Below are 16699 nucleotides of genomic sequence, written 5' to 3'. Positions count from 1 at the left end.
CACAAAACTTTTTACGCTCTCGAAAGCTTCGGGATTAGCACTGTAGAGCAGGTCAAATGTAGACGACCAAGCACCTGCGTTCGAAAGCCTAGTGGAAAGCTTCAAAATCAGCACAATATCACCGTTCCATTGACGTTATACTCGTTTTTGCCTGTCGAAAACTCAGTAAAAAATTCAATCCCCGCATAACAAACAATGCCCCTACTCAACGTTAGGGGCATCTTTCTGTTCTTCAAGCCTACGGCAAAACTCCGAAGTCTCCAGCACCACCACTATCCCCGCTTAACACTAGCCTTTTCCCTCTCCTCCATCATATCGGCAATATCCTCTAGTTGCCCCATCACAGAAATCGGATCAGAGAAATAGAAGCGGTAACCGTCAATTTCGTACAGATGGTTTTGTTTGACGGCATCCAAGGTGTTCCAGATTGGATCATTCGCGTAATCAAATGACTCGGCTTTGGCATCGACAGCCATGAAAATATAATCGCTGGCGTATTTTCCAATGACTTCGCTGGAAATTTGCAGCCAGCCTACTTTCGGGTCGATGTCGCGTTTTACATTTTCGTTCATTGGCAGACCCAACTCGCCATGGATTGTTCGTCCGGTAAAGGCGTTGCCGTAAAGGATAAGCGTTTTAACAGCGCCGCCGTCAAAAACAGTAACGGTCTTGTCTTTTCCTACAATGTGGTCAATACGCTTCTTGGTTGATTCGACTTGTTTGTCCAAGTCTTGCACCAATGAGTCCGCCTTGGCTTCTTTGTTCAGCATAATGCCCAACATCTGTTACGACCCGCTCCGGATGGGCTGGGATTTCCACATCGCCCATCGATGTGGAGACGATGCGGGTTGCAGGCTTGGTATCGTTCTCTGCTGTTGCAGCGGGTTGTGAAGCTGCCGTTGCGCTGCCGCCTTTGTTGCCAGTTGCCGACTCGGTCGGATTGCTGCCGCATGCGCCGAGCAGCAGACCAAATGCTAACAATAAGCTGGCGGGCACCATCATTTTGTTTATAAACATGTGACTTGACCCTCCGTCGTTATTTTGATAATAATTATCATTATCAAAATAACATGTCCCATCTGGAGCAACAATGTGATTTCTTCCTGCTGCGGATGTAAGATGTTCATTTGCAGCAAGCTGTTTGCGCAGCAGGCTGGGAGGCAAGCCGAAATGTTTTTTGAAGGCATGGCTGAAATAGTACACATCCTGATAACCGACTGCCATAGCAACCGTCTTTAGCGATATAGCGGTTTCTGCCAGCAGTTTGCGAGCTTTTTCCATGCGCAAGCGGATCAGGCAATCAATCGGACCGCGGTTCAATACTTGCTTGAAGCGATTGGACAAATGCCCCTGGCTGCAATTCAACGCGGAAGCCAACGATTCGAGCGTCAATGGCTCGGCGTAATGGTCCAGCATGTATTCGAGAGCTTCTGTCACCAGTTCGACCGGGCTCGTCGTCCGGGGCGCAGGCGATTGTGAGTGGTATTGCTTCACGACCTGATAAATCCATTGATAAAATTGCGCTTTTAGTTGAAACTGTGCCATCGCATGCTGTTGGCGCGACAAGTCATGCATCTGTTCCAAGATGTCATACAACAGAGTCGGCTGGGCAGGAGTGAAGGAATAGGGCATGTGGAATGAATGCTCAAGAGAATGCATAGGCGTTTCGAATTTGGCAGGAGCAGCACGGCTAACACTAGCTTCGTACAGCACCAGGCTGAAGTCCAGGCCATCTTTGCCAGCGTTCAGTTCAACCCAGCTTTTGGCGGCTGCATGAAACACCTGCATGCCATGTGCGGAGTAAATCTGGTTGTCGAAAAGCATCAGGGCGCTTCCTATGCTTGTGCAGAGAAAGCCGTTTGAGGGAAAAGAGAATGAAAAGGCTTTGGCGCCTGCCGCCAGTGTATGCCTTTGGATCGAAACCATTTGAATATCGGCATGTTGCCATAGTTGAATATGTTCATCCTGGTGCAAATCAAGAGGCAAGGGTTGTCACCTCATTTATAAACGGATTTATTGCGTGCCCATTATACAATTAGTTGGTTTCGCGGCGCAAAGAGAAATTGGGACGCGTCCTTTGAAAAGGGTGAGGAAAGCTAGTAGAGGTCGGCACATCGGATCAGAGCAGGAGCGAGGGCGACAAAAAACAGCGGAGCACACGCAATCCCCCTTTTTCGGTTTGGCCCTGCACGTAGCGGCATCAACCGGGACAGGTGCATCAGCAAGGGCACATTCAGGCAAATTCGCGAGAGGCATGAAGCTGTTGTTGGCTTTTATGTGAAGTTGCTGTTCGCTCTTTGTGAACTTTTTGCCATGGAATTGTCATCGCTTCTTAACGAAATATGACCCGATTGGGGCATTTCGGAGCAGTCCCGACAGGAGTAGGATTAAGAAAAAGCGGAGTGTGGTGAAACTAACATGACAGAGATGATTACAGTATTGATTGCAGACCACAACCGGGAGGCAAGAGAGCAGTTGCGGCGACTGCTTCAGTTGGATAGCGGGTTTCAGGTCGTGGCTGAAACCGATACGGCTGCGGAAGCGGCAGTGCTGGCCAACAAGTTTGCGCCAAAAGCAGTGCTGATTGATTTGAATTTGCAGGATCAGGATGAATGGCAGGCGATTGCGCGAATCAAGGAACAAAATCCTGGCAGCAAAGTTATCGTCCAGTCCGATTCGACGGATGTGCAATGCTTTTTTGAAGCGTTGAAATACGGTGCCCAAGGGTACTTGCTGAAGACGTTGCATCCCGCATCGCGGCACGAATATTTGCGCTCTGTGCTGATAGATGATGCGCCGATGCCGCGTGAGCTGGGTTATCATATTTTGCAGGAATTTATGGCAGACAAGCCATGCCACTTCAACCGCCCTGGCTTGAACCCGACGGAGATGGCGCTGCTCGGCTGCCTGTGCAAAGGGTATAAAAACAGTGAGATTGCGGAAGAGTTGCTGCTTTCCGAGAACGAGGTCAGGAAGCAGTTCAAGGAGCTTTTGTTCAAGCTGCGGTTGAAAAATCGGACGCAGCTTGTTCGGTATGCTTACGAAAGAGGACTCTTTACGCCAAGCCTCCGACCGGGGAGACGAAAAAAGCAGGGGGCGAAGGAGTAGCGCCTGTAGCAGCGAGTGGGAGATCAGTTCTCAGCGAAAAGAAAAAACACCGCTGGAAACGAGCGGTGCCGTGTCTAGAAACAAGCAGTTCCATGTCCAGTAGTAACAAAGCGACAGCATGTTAAAACCAAGCCGTGCAATAACCGAGATAGCCCGACATCCGCTCACTTCCGCAGCTGCGCAAGTGCTTTTTACCCATGCGCTGGCGCTCGCAGCTTGTTTTTCCAATAAACAAACAGCGCAAAGGCAGCGCAGAGTACGACAGCGGCGAACATGTACGGGAAGTTGATGTTCCAGTCGAACAAAATGCCACCGACTGCGGGACCAACAATAATTCCGAGGCTTGTATAGGTGGAGTTCATCCCGGCGACAAAGCCCTGGTCCTCGTCGGCCATCTTCGAAAGCAGCGTGGTTACAGCAGGGCGTAGCAAGTCGCAGGCAAAAAACACGATGCTGCTGACGACCATGATTCCCCAATAGCTGTTGATGAAGACCGTCGCAAAAATAAACAGCGCGGCTGTCACGAGCGTCGTTTGAATCATGTTTTTCTCGCCAAACTTGTCCACCAGCTTCTCAAAGAAAGCGATCTGGGCAACTACGCCGAAAACGGAGCCGACGGTAATGATGACGGCGATATCTTTGGCAGTGAAGCCGAATTTGGCATCAACAAACAGGCTGAACATCATCTCGTATGCGGCAAGGCCGAAAGAGAGCACAAACACAATCAACAGGGGCACAAAATAGATCGAGCGGAACGATTTTTTGATCTCACCGATGAAGCTGACGCTCACTTTTTGCGCTTTATTTTTTGCCATTTGTTCTTTCGTCAGCGACTCTTCCAGGACAAACAGCGAGATAACGGCGGCGATACCAGCAAATCCGGCTGCGAAAAAGAATGGAGCGCGTATCCCAAGCTCTGCGATGAATCCGCCCAGTCCGGGACCGATGATGAAACCGCCGCTGATGGCGGCAGCCTGATAGCCCAGCACGCGAGCGCGGTCTTCCAGCGAAGTGCGATCGGCAATGTAAGAGATGACAGCTGGCATAATGAAAGCGTCGCTGATTCCGCCTAAAACTCGCGACAAAAACAAAATCCAGACCTGGTTGCCCAATCCGAACATAAGCTCCGAGAATGCGAACAAGAACAGGCCGAAGACAATCATTTTCTTTCTGCCAAACGTATCGACCCAGACGCCCGTAATCGGCGAGGCGAGAAGCTGGGCGAAGGCAAAGGCGGAAATCAAGTAGCCCACGACTTCTCCGCTCAGGTTCAACTCATGGGCAAAGGACGGCATGACCGGAACGACCAGGCCAATTCCGACGTACGCAATAAATAAATTAAACAAGACTAAACCTAAAGACCAGTTTTGGTTGTTGTTCCTTTTCATGGTTTTCCCCACTAACTCTCCAATGAATTTACAATCCGCTCACAGCCGCGGCTGCTTGCTTTTACCGGCTTTCTGTATCTGCTGATTCTTTTATGGCCCGGTTGACCTTTTTGATCGTTTCCAGCATTTGTTCGAGCACGCTCATGTCGATTTGGGAAAAGTATTGTTTCACAAACGCTTCGTCTGCTTCATCCATCAACTCCGCGTATTTTTGCCCCGCTTCTCCCAGCAGGATAAACGACTCCCGGCGATCTTCCGGATTGCTTTCCCGCCTGATAAACGTCCTGGATTCCAGATGAGACAACACTTGGCTGACTGCGCTTTTCGTAATGGAAAAAAAGGCGGCGATCTCGTTGACGGTCACCCGTTCATTGCGAATGATGTACTGCAACAAGTTTTCCTGCTGAAGCGTCAACTGAAACTCATCCAGCTTTTTCGCGACTTTATTGTAGTACATGTAATACTCGTAAAAGGCATCGTTCAACTCATGGACGATTTTTCGATATTCGGCAAGCATGGATTTCCTCCTCGTGAACAATAGTATTTGCGCGAAGTCTGAACAAAATGAGCCGGGAGAAGACAGAAGACAGAAGACAAGATCAGAAAGCCCTTGCAAAGTAATTTAGTTTAGTTAACTTAACTATAGTAACTATATATCCCGATGCTTATATTGTCAACGGGCGCATAAAAAAATCGCCTGAACGTCGAGGCGTCCAAGGCGATCTCTGCTATTCGCGAGTGACAGACAGGGGTTCACTCACGCAAGTTTTTACGAATCAAGCCTGTTTTTTGGTTGCGCGGTTTGGGCTACTACCACCCGATTTCTGCCGGACTGCTTTGCCTGATACAACGCTTGGTCAGCAAGCTCAATCAAAGCGGGAACGGAGTGAAGCTGACGTGTGCTGCTGACGATCCCGATGGAAACAGTGATCGTCTGGCCAGTTGGTGTGACACTGTTTTCCATGCTGCATCTGATTTTCTCGGCGATGGAAAAGGCATCTTCGCTGGAGGCGCCGCCGAGCAGGGCAATAAATTCCTCTCCGCCAAACCGCCCGCAAACATCGCTTTTGCGGACAGAGGTTGTCATGATCTGGGCAAACAGCTTCAACACTTCGTCTCCCACAGGATGGCCGAAGGTGTCGTTTACATGCTTGAAGCGATCAATATCCAACAGCAGGATGGAAAAGCTTTTGTTCTCCCGCAACCATTGTTGCAGCAAATTTTCGACGGAACGGCGGTTGGCAAGTCCCGTAAGCGCGTCAGTCGTTGCTTCATGCGTGAGACGGTCTGTTTTCCGCTTGATTTTTTTGGCGGCATTGCGAAAAGCTTTGGTCAACAAATCAGCTTCCCGGTTCCAGTGATGCCGATTTTGGGGAAGCTCTACTTTTTCCGAGCCCATCTTGCTCATCAGGTCGGCAAGCTGAACAAAAGGTCTGGCAAGCGTGTGGGCCAGCTTGATGACAATCAGGAGCAAAAGCAGGGAAGGGGGCAGCAAATAAACCAGCATGAGTCTCACCTGACTATGCAGCTCGTTGTAGACAAACTCGATGGGAGAGGTGACCATGACGCCCCAGCCGTTTTCGGCAACGGGGGCATAGCCGGCCAGCAACTGCCCGCCCTGTATGCTCGCCATTTGTTCATGACCGCTTCGCCCAGCCATCAGCTTCCTTACGACAGGATTGGATTTGAGATCTTTTCCGATCAACTGTTCATCCGGATGGAACAGCAACTGCCCGTTGGAGCCGACGATGGAAAAAGAAGATCCGGTCGTATCCGTTGCCGCGCTGCCGAAGATCATGTTCATGATGTTGTGCTCCTGGAGGTAGATGGTTCCGCCGATGAAGCCGCGATATTTGCCCTCTTTGTCGTAGATCGGCTCGCTCATGAACAAAATATGGCGGTTGCTTCTCGCAGATATGTAGGGCAAGGAAATGTAGGGCTTTTTCAGTTCCAGGGCATAGTTGCCTTCCTTGGTGATAATGTGTTGGCCGACTGTGCCGATGGACGCCGGAGAAACGGTGCGGATAATCCCGTTTTCATCCACGACAGTTAGCGAATTGAAATAGTTGCTGCTTTTGCGAAGGATATCCAGATGTTCGTCGGCTTCTTTTTGCGTCTGCGAGGGGTGGTCGATTACGACTGAGGCGGAATAACGCAAGCTGCTTCGCATGGAGATGAACAAGGAATTGATCATTTGACTCATTTTGCTTGCGCTTGAATAGTTCAAAGTAAGCGTGGTATCGATCAGTGACTTCTTCTTGGACTGATAAGATGCGACGAGCAAAATTGTCACCGTCAACACGATGGACAAGGAAACCAGACCCGTCAGAAGGGCAGTCAGACCAATCTTTTTCCCCGGGCTCAGCTTGAAACGATGTATAACAGGCATATGGCTATGGCCTCTCTTTGCGTTGGATCGATCCATGATGGAAGGAAAGCAAACGGAAAAAATTCATGTGTATTATAAGCGATACCAGGAGGACATGCTATGCAGAAAAAATAATTTGATGGAAAAAAGTTGAGGTTCGTTCACAGTTGTAACAATTAGGTAACATTATTGCCATAAATGCAAAAAACTGCCCTCAAAAGAGGACAGTTTCAGTGGAATTTTTGCCAATGGTTTTTACGTGTTCAAGCCGCGAATTTGTTGCTCGATCTTTTCGAAGCCGCCAGATACTTTGACGATCTCTTCTTTTTGGTCAGAGACGAGCACGAGAACTTCTTCGAGGCTTTCCTTGTTCTTGTCGGTAATGTCTGCGTTGACTTCGACTTTTGCATTGACTTCCTGGATCATGCTGTGCACGTGGACGATGAACTCTTGCAGATTTTTGGTTTTTTCCGCGAAGTTGTGCATGTAGTTGTCCACGTTTGTAAACATTTCTTGGACCTCCATAATGCCTTCGCTGTTCTTTTCAAAAGACACCTGGGACTCGGAGATCATGTCGGAAACGAGCTTCATTTTTTCGCGAATCGTCATCAACAAGGTCGAGATCGATTCGGAGGATACTTTGGAAGACTCGGCCAGCTTGCGCACTTCATCCGCTACGACGGCAAAGCCACGGCCATGCTCACCGGCTCTGGACGCCTCGATGGTGGCATTGAGTGCGAGCAGGTTGGTCTGTGCCGAAATATCGGAGATCGTTTGGATGATTTTTTCAATCGATTCCGTTTCTTTGTTCAGCTCTTGAATCAGTCGGTTCGTATCCTGGATGTCCTTGATGAAGCGTTCAAAGTCGCTGCCGATGTTATTGATGCGCTTGCCGCTTTCATTGGTCGCTTCTTTCGTCGATTCTACGTAATCGTGCATCTCTGTAACAGAACGGGTCATGTCTTCTACCTGGAGATTGGTCGTGCCCATCTCGCGGCGCAGCTCGTTTGTGTTGTCGGTTTGCACAGAGAAGGAGCGCATGATTTCCTGAAGGGAAGCGACGGTTTCAACTGCCCGGACATTCACGCCATCCGTCACCTTGTTCAGATTCTCCTGGTATTCCTGCACAGAGCTGAGCGATTCGTTGATCTGATCCAAAATGCGTTGCAGCGATTCTTTGGAAGCGATCGCCTGCTGCTTCTGTTCTTCGCTCTCCTGTTGCAGTCTGTTGTTGAATATCGCGTGCATCATGCTTGTTGCCGATACGAAGCAGAAGGTAAGCAGGTAGTACATCAAATGAACCGGATTGGAGGTATAAAAAATCGCCTCGCCATTTGTCAGGAAGTAGTACGTGACGATCCCGAGCGCTGCCACGATCGTCAAAATGTTGATCAGCCTGTCCTGATAAATCCCCATGACGGCTACGAAGAACATGATGGTCATAATATTGACCAGCCAAGGATCAAGCCCGGTAATTATGAACATGAAGATGCCGATTACCGCGAAGTTGAAAAACTTCATGAATGGAGCCATTTTGTCGCGCCACGCCGGACGATTGGACAAATACGCGAACGGCGCCAGCACTCCGTACAAAATACCGAGCACAGTCAAGACGAAGGAAATCGGCACTCCCATGATGAGATTCACGATTTGCACCACGGTAATGATGCTTGCAAAAACAATGACGACCCAATTATTTCTTCTTTGTAAAAGTTCCATGTCAGCTAACCTCAACTTTTATTTGTTTGCAAAGCGTTTGATACCAGGAAAATGCGGGATGGTCCTTGCTTGTATAGGCTTCCTGCAGGTGAAAAATGGTCGGGATGGCGTTCGCCCCTTTGTAATAGACCATATCCTTCACTTGTGTCGCTTTGACGTTGTATTTTGTATTAATCAACTGAAAAAAAGCCGGGTCTGCTAAACCGACTGCATGCGTATAACCGTGTTTTTCAGCATAATCGATCATGAGGGCAACGCCCCAACGTCCCAGTTTTCCGCGGTATTTCGGCAAGACGGCGAAACTGTCTACTTCCACCACTTTCATATCGGCGCTCAACACGTCCTGAAACAAATCGCGGAGAAAAGCAGAAGATTTTTCATGTGGCGTAAATTCAAAAGTACCGCCTGCTTCGTCATCTTCTGACAATAGCAAATAAGCATCGGAACCATTTTTGACGTATTCCATTTCAAAGCCCATGGAGGTCCAAACGCTCTCCTTGATTTGGTGAAAACTCGCCAAAGACTCTACTGAATCAACCAGTTTGTACATAATACTCCACTCCATTTTTATCTCTCTTTTGATTTTTCATGTACAAGTTTACTGTTGATAGATGGACTGGCGCCTCCTTTCTATGAGATTGCACACAAAACGGCCATGACCGTTTTGTTGACCGCAAGCGGCCACATCCAATTTCCTGAAAAACGTCGAGACGTTTTTCACACAAAAAAGGCCATTCCACACACGGGAACAGCCTTCAGTCACCATCATCGCACAATTACGCACATGATGTATGGCAACCCGGCTGTCATGGTCGAAGACTTTAGACCCGTGGTTTTGCGTCGCCACCTTTCGATGACTTTGCCTTTGTCATTCAGTTTGCGAAAAATGTATAGTCATGTCGAATCATGCAAAATATAATCCAAAAGAAACAGTCTTGTCAAGTTTTGGTAGGGTAAAAATAACCAATTCTTTATAAAAATAGTCAGAATTAAGGTAACGGTAAGAGTAGCGTAACAAAATTTTACCATCCATCCGATAAAGATAGAGAGAAGAGGAGGGATGAGAGGATGGCAGAGACGAAAACAATCGAATTTCACTTTTCAGGGGGAGAAGTGATCCGCATTGAGACGACAGAACCGGAAGAGATCATCCAGATGGTCGCCAACCAGAAAGATGGATGGCTCCAGTACGACGACATCGTCATCAATGTGCGAAACGTTTCTTATATTAAAGTGAAAGAAATCGCTTAACAGCATGTGTGAAAAAAGCTCTCGAATGCCGAGGGCTTTTTTTGTTGCATGTTTGGCGGGAGAGGCATTATAGTGAGTATAAGACTAACGACTAAAGAGGACGATATGGACGACATTTACAAAGAGTTGCAAAAGCTCGGTTTTTCCCAATACGAGTGCAAGGCTTACATTGGCTTGTTGAAGCATTCTCCGATTACCGGATACGAAATCAGCAAGCGCTCCGGCGTACCGCGCTCGATGATTTACGAGGTCATAGGCAAGCTGCTGGAAAAAGGGGCGGTCTATACGGTGCCTTCAGAGCCTGTGACTTACGCGCCGCTTGCGGCCAGAGAGTTGATTCGCAGATTGCGTGGACAGTTCGAGCAGTCCTTCGACTATTTGGAAAAAAGCTTGTCCGCTTTGGAGTCTGAGCAAGAAGTCGATGTGATTCGCCGGATCAGCGGCGACGAACTGGTGCTGACGGAGATGCGGCAAATGATCAAGCAGGCGACAGGAGAAGTATGGCTGTCGATCTGGGAGCCGCAGGTGCCGGCTATCCAGGAAAGTGTAGATGCGTGCACAGAGGCAGGCATTTCTGTTTTTACCGTGCTGTTTGGGCAAGCACAGACGCGGGTGGGAACGACGTATCACCATGACTACATGGCGCCAGATGTCGCAGAAGAGCGCATGGGCGGGCATCTCACGATCGTGGCGCGAGATTTGGAGGAAGTCCTGATCGCCAATTTTGCGCCAAATACGGCTGCCTGGGCCGTCAAAACGAAGGACCCGGCTCTCGTTTTGGTGGCTGTCGAGTACATTCGCCACGACATTATGTTTGCAGAAGTGACAAAGGTGCTGGGACCGGAAAAAGTCGAGACGCTTTGGCGAAACAAACCGGATCTTTACCAGGTGGTTACGGGAAAAAGCTTTCTTAACCAGCAGTGAAAAAGAGAGAGAGGGAGAACAGTGGGGCGAGAGCAACTGCACGTAGAAACGTTGTCGAACGCAAGAGATCAGGGAAGCTTCATGCAGGGGGTCAAAGATTGCATTCCGACCTTGCTCGGTTATTTGAGCATCGGATTTGCGGCAGGTGTCCTGGAAAAGACGGCTGGGCTGAGCATCATGGAAATTGCTTTGATGAGCATTTTGCTGTACGCAGGCTCTGCACAGTTCATCGCGGCAGGCATGATCGCGGCGGGCAGCTCGGCTACAGGAATTATCATTACGATTTTGTTTGTGAATTTGCGCCATATTTTGCTGAGTGCGGCTCTCTCTCCTTATTTTCGCCATTTGTCAGCGTTCAAGAACATGCTGGTAGGCTCGCTGTTGACGGACGAAACATTCGGGGTTGCCATTAACGAAGCGGCGAAGAAAAAACAGATCGACGAAAAATGGATGCACGGTTTGAATGTGACGGCTTATTTGAACTGGATCGTCGCCAACCTGGCAGGCGCCTATTTTGGGCAATGGATTGCCAATCCGGAAGGGCTGGGGCTTGATTTCGCCTTGCCAGCCATGTTCATCGGGCTTTTGGTTCTGGCGATGATGAGCCGCTTGCAGATCAGGCGGGACGTTCTCGTGGCTGTGTGCGCCGTCGTGATCGCAGTCGGGGTATCAGTCGTGTACCCGGGCAACCTTGGCGTCATCGTTGCCACGTTTTGCGCATCGACAATCGGGATGGTGATCGAACGATGGAAGTGAGATGGGACGTCTTTCTTATCATTGCTGGCTGCGCCTTGGTCACGTTTTTGCCGCGGGTACTGCCGTTGATGGTGCTGTCTCGCATGCAGCTTCCCGAATGGGGTGTCCGCTGGCTGCATTATGTGCCGATTTCCGTCATGGCCGCGCTGGTCGGACAGGAGCTGTTTTTGCACGAAGGCAAGCTGGCTCCGCTGTTGACCAATGTCGAGCTGATGGCAGCAATCCCGACTTTTCTCGTGGCGATCTGGACGCGCAGCTTGCTGGGAACGGTGGTCGTGGGGATGGCTTCGATCATGGTCCTGCGCTACCTTTTTTCTATTCTATAAGGGCAAAAGCAATGCAGAAGTGGTTATGCTAGAGAAAAAGGGAGGGCGAAAGACATGACTGTGGAAGAAGTCTTGCAAAAGCTTGAAGCGCTGGGGAGCGAGCAGACAAAAAAGACCTTTTTGCGCCACGGCGCCAGGGAGCCGTTCTTCGGCGTGCGCATTGGCGATATGAAAAAGCTGGTGAAAGAGGTCAAGCGCGATCAAAAGCTGGTGCAGGCTCTGTACGAGACGGGCAATCATGATGCGATGTATTTGGCAGGGCTGGCCATCGATCCAAAAACGGTGACGAAGGAGCAGCTGCAAGGCTGGGTCAGACAGGCGTACTGGTATATGCTCGCGGAGTATACGGTAGCGGGAGTGGCGGCAGAAAGCCCTTTCGCACTGGAATTGGCCCGCGAGTGGATAGAAGCGGAGGCGGAAATGATCGCCGCATGCGGCTGGAGCACGTACGCGAACTACTTGTCGGTCGCTCCTGACGAGCAGCTGGACTTGCCGGAGATCAGGTCGTTGCTTGCGCGAGTCCAACAGACCGTGCACGAGGAGCGAAACCGGGTGCGGTACACGATGAATCATTTTGTCATCGCGGCAGGAGCCTATGTTCCTGCTCTGCATGCCGAAGCGGTGGAAGTTGCCGAGGCTATCGGGAAAGTACACGTCGACGTCGGCAATACGGCGTGCAAGGTGCCGCTTGCGACTGCGTATATCGAAAAAATCGTAGCGCGCGGAGCCATCGGCAAGAAGCGCAAGACGTGCATCTGCTAATTCGCATCCCGTGATTGAGCGGGAGAATCCGCATACAAACAAGCGCACGCTGGGAGAAATCCCGGCGTTATTTATTTGGAATCTTTTTCATATTCGCTTTTCTTTGCTAAAGTATCGACTCTTTTCTGATGATGTGCTATCATGATACCTTGTTAACGTATTACCACTTTATCAGAGTAAAATATAGAGATAGTCGGACTAGGGGGAATCATCATGAAAAAATTTGCTTTGCTATCCTTGCTGGTAGGAGCCGTATTTTCATTGGTAGTCGGCTGCGGCAGTCAAAAAACAGGCGCTGACGCGAACAAGCTGATCATCGGGATCGACGACAAGTTCGCGCCAATGGGTTTTCGCGATGAAAAAAATGAGCTGGTCGGTTTCGATATCGATTACGCCCGGGCTGCTGGCGAAAAAATGGGCAAGCAGGTGGAGTTTCAGCCAATCGACTGGGGTTCCAAAGAATCCGAATTGAACAGCGGCCGCATCGATTTGATCTGGAACGGATATACCATTACGGATGAGCGAAAAGAAAAAGTGCTGTTCACCAAGCCGTATTTGCAGAACGCACAAGTCGTCGTAACGCTGGCGAACTCGGACATGAAAAAGCTGGCGGATCTGAACGGCAAAGTGGTAGGGCTGCAAAAGATGTCGTCGGCAGCTGACGCGCTGAATGCAAGCGAATGGAAAGATCAAATCAAAACGATCACCGAGTTTCCTGACAACGTGCTGGCTCTCAGTGACTTGAAAATCGGCCGCATCGATGCCGTCGTGATTGACCAGGTGGTAGCGGACTATTACATGACCAAGGATCAAGGAACCTTCAAGTTCCTGGAGGAATCGCTGTCTCCCGAAGAGTACGGCGTCGGAGTCAAAAAAGGCAACGAAGCACTGCTGAACGAGCTGCAAAAGGCGCTTGACGCCATGAATCAGGATGGATCTGCCGCGAAAATCTCGGAAAAATGGTTTGGTGAGAATCGCGTCTTGAAATAGGAAAGAAACGTGGCTTCGCCAGGCAGATGGGCGAAGCCACGCTTTTGTCGCGATGAACAAGAGCAAACGCCTACCTTTTTCAAAATAGGAGCATGCACTATGAGTCTAGAATATATCGTTTCGATTACAAAGCCGATGCTGGAAGGGGCGCAAATGACGGTCCTGCTGTTTTTGATCGCGATTGTGCTGTCTATTCCGCTCGGTTTTCTCCTGACGTTGTTGGCCAAAAGCAACGTCAGACCGCTGGCTTGGCTGGCACATACGTACATTTACGTCATGCGCGGGACGCCTTTGCTGTTGCAGTTGTTGTTCATCTGCTTTGGGCTGCCGCTTTTGCCCGGGATTGGCGAATATTTGGTAATGGATCGCTTTGTCGCTGCCTGCTTGGGTTTTGTCCTGAATTACGCGGCTTACTTTGCGGAAATTTTCCGCGGCGGGCTGCTGTCCATCGATCGCGGACAGTATGAAGCGGCGCAAGTTCTCGGCTTCAGCAAATGGCAGACGACAGTCAAAATCATTTTGCCGCAAATGTTTCGCGTGGCGCTTCCGGCTGTCTCCAACGAGTCGATTACGCTGGTAAAAGATACGGCTCTGCTCTACGCTGTCGCTGTACCTGAGCTGCTGCATTTTGCCCAAACTGCCGTAAACAGGGATTTTACGATCGTTCCCTTTTTCATCGCAGGCATCATCTATTTGTTGATGACGCTCCTGTTGACGCTGTTTTTTAAATGGCTGGAGAGAAGATTCAAATTCGAATAAAGGACTGGCGTGAAATGGCAATCATTCAAGTAACCAATCTGAAAAAATCGTTTGGCGAGCTGGCCGTCTTGAAGGATGTCTCGTTTGAGATCAACAAGAATGATGTTGTCGCTGTGATCGGCCCGTCCGGTTCTGGAAAAAGCACGATGCTGCGCAGTCTGGTCTATCTGGAGCAAGTGAACGGCGGGAGCATCCGTGTGACGGACGACTTTTTGGTGCAGGACGGCGTCTATAGCACCCAGCAGCAAATCAAGCGCATCACGGCGAAAATGGGGATGGTCTTCCAGCATTTCAATCTGTTTCCGCATCTGACTGTGCAAGAAAACTTGGAGATCGCCCCGAAGGTGGTCAAGGGAGAGGCAGACAGCGCCATTCGCGCACGCAGCGCGGAGCTGCTGGAGAAGGTTGGACTGGCGGACAAGGCGAAGGTGTACCCCGCCAAGCTGTCAGGCGGACAAAAGCAGCGTGTCGCCATCGCCAGGGCGCTGATGATGAATCCGGATATTTTGCTGTTCGACGAACCGACGTCAGCGCTCGATCCCGAGCTGACTGGCGAGGTACTTCAAGTCATCAAGCAGCTCGCTTCCGAGCATATGACGATGATGGTCGTCACGCACGAGATGGGGTTTGCCAGAGAAGTGGCGAATCGGATCATGTTTATGGACAACGGGGAAGTCGTAGAGTCGGGAACGCCGGAAGAGCTGTTCACGAATGCGCAATACGAGCGCACACGCGCCTTTTTGCAGCGTGCGCTAAAATAATAGCCTATGAAGATGATGACGCGCGCAAAGCCCTCTGGAATGTATCCGGAGGGCTTTTTACAGTCCAGTTATCGCGCTTCTACATAACCTGGTAGTGCAAATAACGATGACTGATGAAGGCATGAAAATGATCAGTGAACGAATCAGCACTACATTTCGCTTAGATGTAACCCTTTTTTGTAGCAGATATTTTATATGCAAAATTTTCCTTATATGATTTAATTATCCTTGTAAAGGAGGATGTATTATGAATAAAAGGAAAAATATAACTGCGTTGATGATTGCATTATCTATATCGTTGTGTTCTGTCGTCTCTGCATCGGGTCCGCTCACTGGAGCAAAAGCATTCTACTCTGGCGGGGGATTTAAGAATTTGTCAGTTACTCAAAATTTAAGATATATGATAGCCCCTAGCGCTAAAAGTTTGTTTTCAGAGGAGATCGATTGGGCGATTTCCGAATATTCCTCTATAGACGATGTTAATTTCGGCTTTGAAAAGGTGTCCTGGATCAGTGACCGTCCAGACTTGATGATTTTTAATTCAGATGACAATCCCCATCTAGGAGATCTGCCTGGGATTATGTTACCTTGCAACTACAATAGTAACGGTGCTTGCAAAGACACAAGCTATAACAGTCGGTGGGACGCATCGGTGGTGCTTTTATCCTATGAAAATATGAGAAAACATAAATTTGACAATACGAACCGAAAAAAGACAGTAGTACATGAATTTGGGCACGTATACGCATTGGAGCATCAGCCAGCGAATACTGACTCAGTTATGGTTAGCGGAAAAGGGACTCTTACTAGCCCCACAGATTTGGATGTCAGCAATCTACAATGGAAATATTAAGGGGTGTAAATCGAATATCATGAAAAAATGGATAATGACAGGATCGGTTGCTTTAGCCGCTGGGTTAGTACTATGGACATCGAATTATTTGACTGTCGATGCGAGAAAAAGCGAAAAAATCATTTCTTATCATGGGCAAGTTATGCCGTTCAGTAATTTGAGTGAGCTGGAAGAAGATGCACCGATAATCGTTCACGCCACGTTTACTGGAGAGCGAGAAACGATACCTTCTAACTTAGTCGAAGGCAAAGTATTTCGTTCAGATTCCGTTGTAGAAATTAAAAAGGTATTCGAAGGAGATCTCCAGAAAAACGACAATATTATCGTATACGAACCTGCTATCGTGGATGAAAACGGCGCCTATTTTACTATTAATGGGTATAGTCTTATGGTCGAAAACGAAACATACACCTTGTTTTTAAAACCGGTAAAAAATAAAAAAGGCTATGCAATTGCTGGTTTGTATCAAGGTAAATATAATAACAGAATCCATGAGAATGGAAAAAACATACGAAAAAACTTTGACTATAATGATTTGAGCGAAGTTGATTATTTTGGAGATCAGATTGAACATTATAACCAGTTAAAAGAACAGGTAGTCAAAAAATACAAGTTAGTTGAGTAATAACATTAGATCCGATTGGAGAACATCCATTCGGATTTTTAATACATCGCGGAAATACGTAACAAATTGGTAATGGATGCGTCTTGGAATTTAGATCAAGGTAATGGAG

At 48.8% G+C, this 16699-nt stretch carries 18 protein-coding genes and 1 riboswitch; of the genes, 11 read left to right on the top strand and 7 right to left on the bottom strand.

Annotation, left to right across the window (positions count from 1 at the left end):
• Positions 1 to 272 precede the first annotated feature (272 nt).
• Positions 273 to 737: an ABC transporter substrate-binding protein gene (locus DEP07_RS08095; RefSeq protein ID WP_287102353.1), complete on the bottom strand. Its 465-nt coding sequence runs from the start codon at positions 735 to 737 to the stop codon at positions 273 to 275.
• The gene (locus tag DEP07_RS08090; protein ID WP_287102352.1) at positions 691 to 1986 is read right to left on the bottom strand and encodes a helix-turn-helix domain-containing protein; all 1296 of its coding nucleotides are present in this window, start codon (positions 1984 to 1986) and stop codon (positions 691 to 693) included. Before DEP07_RS08090 ends, DEP07_RS08095 begins: the two co-directional genes overlap by 47 nt.
• 432 nt (positions 1987 to 2418) lie before the next feature.
• Here DEP07_RS08090 and DEP07_RS08085 point away from each other — a divergent pair, with 432 nt between their 5' ends.
• On the top strand, positions 2419 to 3108 hold the full coding sequence (locus DEP07_RS08085) for a response regulator (RefSeq protein ID WP_173600155.1): 690 nt from the start codon (positions 2419 to 2421) through the stop codon (positions 3106 to 3108).
• A gap of 191 nt (positions 3109 to 3299) precedes the next feature.
• Here the strand turns inward: DEP07_RS08085 and DEP07_RS08080 are convergent, their stop codons facing one another.
• The 5 genes from DEP07_RS08080 to DEP07_RS08060 all read right to left on the bottom strand — a co-directional run bounded on the left by DEP07_RS08080 (position 3300) and on the right by DEP07_RS08060 (position 9133).
• A complete protein-coding gene (locus DEP07_RS08080) occupies positions 3300 to 4496 on the bottom strand; it encodes an MFS transporter (protein WP_122962686.1) in 1197 nt (398 codons plus the stop codon).
• 61 nt (positions 4497 to 4557) lie between these two features.
• Positions 4558 to 5013 (bottom strand): MarR family winged helix-turn-helix transcriptional regulator, encoded by a 456-nt coding sequence (locus DEP07_RS08075; protein ID WP_122962687.1) that lies wholly within the window; start codon positions 5011 to 5013, stop codon positions 4558 to 4560.
• Between the two features lie 252 nt (positions 5014 to 5265).
• Positions 5266 to 6885 carry a sensor domain-containing diguanylate cyclase gene (locus tag DEP07_RS08070; protein ID WP_122962688.1) on the bottom strand — a complete coding sequence of 540 codons (1620 nt, stop codon included), beginning with the start codon at positions 6883 to 6885 and terminating at the stop codon, positions 5266 to 5268.
• Positions 6886 to 7119: 234 nt separating this feature from the next.
• Positions 7120 to 8583 carry a methyl-accepting chemotaxis protein gene (locus DEP07_RS08065; protein ID WP_122962689.1) on the bottom strand — a complete coding sequence of 488 codons (1464 nt, stop codon included), beginning with the start codon at positions 8581 to 8583 and terminating at the stop codon, positions 7120 to 7122.
• Position 8584: 1 nt separating this feature from the next.
• On the bottom strand, positions 8585 to 9133 hold the full coding sequence (locus tag DEP07_RS08060) for a GNAT family N-acetyltransferase (protein WP_122962690.1): 549 nt from the start codon (positions 9131 to 9133) through the stop codon (positions 8585 to 8587).
• A gap of 240 nt (positions 9134 to 9373) precedes the next feature.
• A riboswitch (cyclic di-GMP riboswitch) is annotated at positions 9374 to 9457 on the bottom strand.
• Positions 9458 to 9651: 194 nt separating this feature from the next.
• On the opposite strand from DEP07_RS08060, the gene DEP07_RS08055 reads away from it, so the two are divergent.
• The 10 genes from DEP07_RS08055 (at position 9652) to DEP07_RS08010 (ending at position 16590) form a co-directional block, all read left to right on the top strand.
• A complete protein-coding gene (locus DEP07_RS08055) occupies positions 9652 to 9834 on the top strand; it encodes a hypothetical protein (RefSeq protein WP_122962691.1) in 183 nt (60 codons plus the stop codon).
• 105 nt (positions 9835 to 9939) lie between these two features.
• Positions 9940 to 10758 carry a TrmB family transcriptional regulator gene (locus DEP07_RS08050; protein ID WP_122962692.1) on the top strand — a complete coding sequence of 273 codons (819 nt, stop codon included), beginning with the start codon at positions 9940 to 9942 and terminating at the stop codon, positions 10756 to 10758.
• 81 nt (positions 10759 to 10839) lie between these two features.
• Positions 10840 to 11514, top strand: coding sequence for an AzlC family ABC transporter permease (locus tag DEP07_RS08045; protein ID WP_122963243.1), 675 nt, complete (start codon positions 10840 to 10842; stop codon positions 11512 to 11514).
• Positions 11505 to 11840 carry an AzlD domain-containing protein gene (locus tag DEP07_RS08040; protein WP_122962693.1) on the top strand — a complete coding sequence of 112 codons (336 nt, stop codon included), beginning with the start codon at positions 11505 to 11507 and terminating at the stop codon, positions 11838 to 11840. Before DEP07_RS08045 ends, DEP07_RS08040 begins: the two co-directional genes overlap by 10 nt.
• A gap of 54 nt (positions 11841 to 11894) precedes the next feature.
• Entirely contained in the window at positions 11895 to 12602 is a 708-nt protein-coding gene (locus DEP07_RS08035) for a DNA alkylation repair protein (RefSeq protein WP_281869416.1), read from the top strand.
• 213 nt (positions 12603 to 12815) lie between these two features.
• Positions 12816 to 13592: an amino acid ABC transporter substrate-binding protein gene (locus tag DEP07_RS08030; RefSeq protein WP_122962695.1), complete on the top strand. Its 777-nt coding sequence runs from the start codon at positions 12816 to 12818 to the stop codon at positions 13590 to 13592.
• A gap of 99 nt (positions 13593 to 13691) precedes the next feature.
• Entirely contained in the window at positions 13692 to 14351 is a 660-nt protein-coding gene (locus tag DEP07_RS08025) for an amino acid ABC transporter permease (RefSeq protein WP_173598127.1), read from the top strand.
• Between the two features lie 14 nt (positions 14352 to 14365).
• Positions 14366 to 15112 carry an amino acid ABC transporter ATP-binding protein gene (locus DEP07_RS08020; RefSeq protein WP_217365384.1) on the top strand — a complete coding sequence of 249 codons (747 nt, stop codon included), beginning with the start codon at positions 14366 to 14368 and terminating at the stop codon, positions 15110 to 15112.
• Positions 15113 to 15359: 247 nt separating this feature from the next.
• Positions 15360 to 15965, top strand: a complete 606-nt coding sequence (locus DEP07_RS08015; protein ID WP_287102351.1) for a hypothetical protein — start codon at positions 15360 to 15362, stop codon at positions 15963 to 15965.
• Between the two features lie 19 nt (positions 15966 to 15984).
• Positions 15985 to 16590, top strand: coding sequence for a hypothetical protein (locus DEP07_RS08010; RefSeq protein ID WP_173598126.1), 606 nt, complete (start codon positions 15985 to 15987; stop codon positions 16588 to 16590).
• Positions 16591 to 16699 lie beyond the last annotated feature (109 nt).

The sequence above is a fragment of the Brevibacillus sp. genome (genome assembly GCF_003521185.1).
Taxonomy (GTDB): domain Bacteria; phylum Bacillota; class Bacilli; order Brevibacillales; family Brevibacillaceae; genus Brevibacillus; species Brevibacillus parabrevis.
This window is presented reverse-complemented; position numbering and strand designations above follow the sequence as displayed.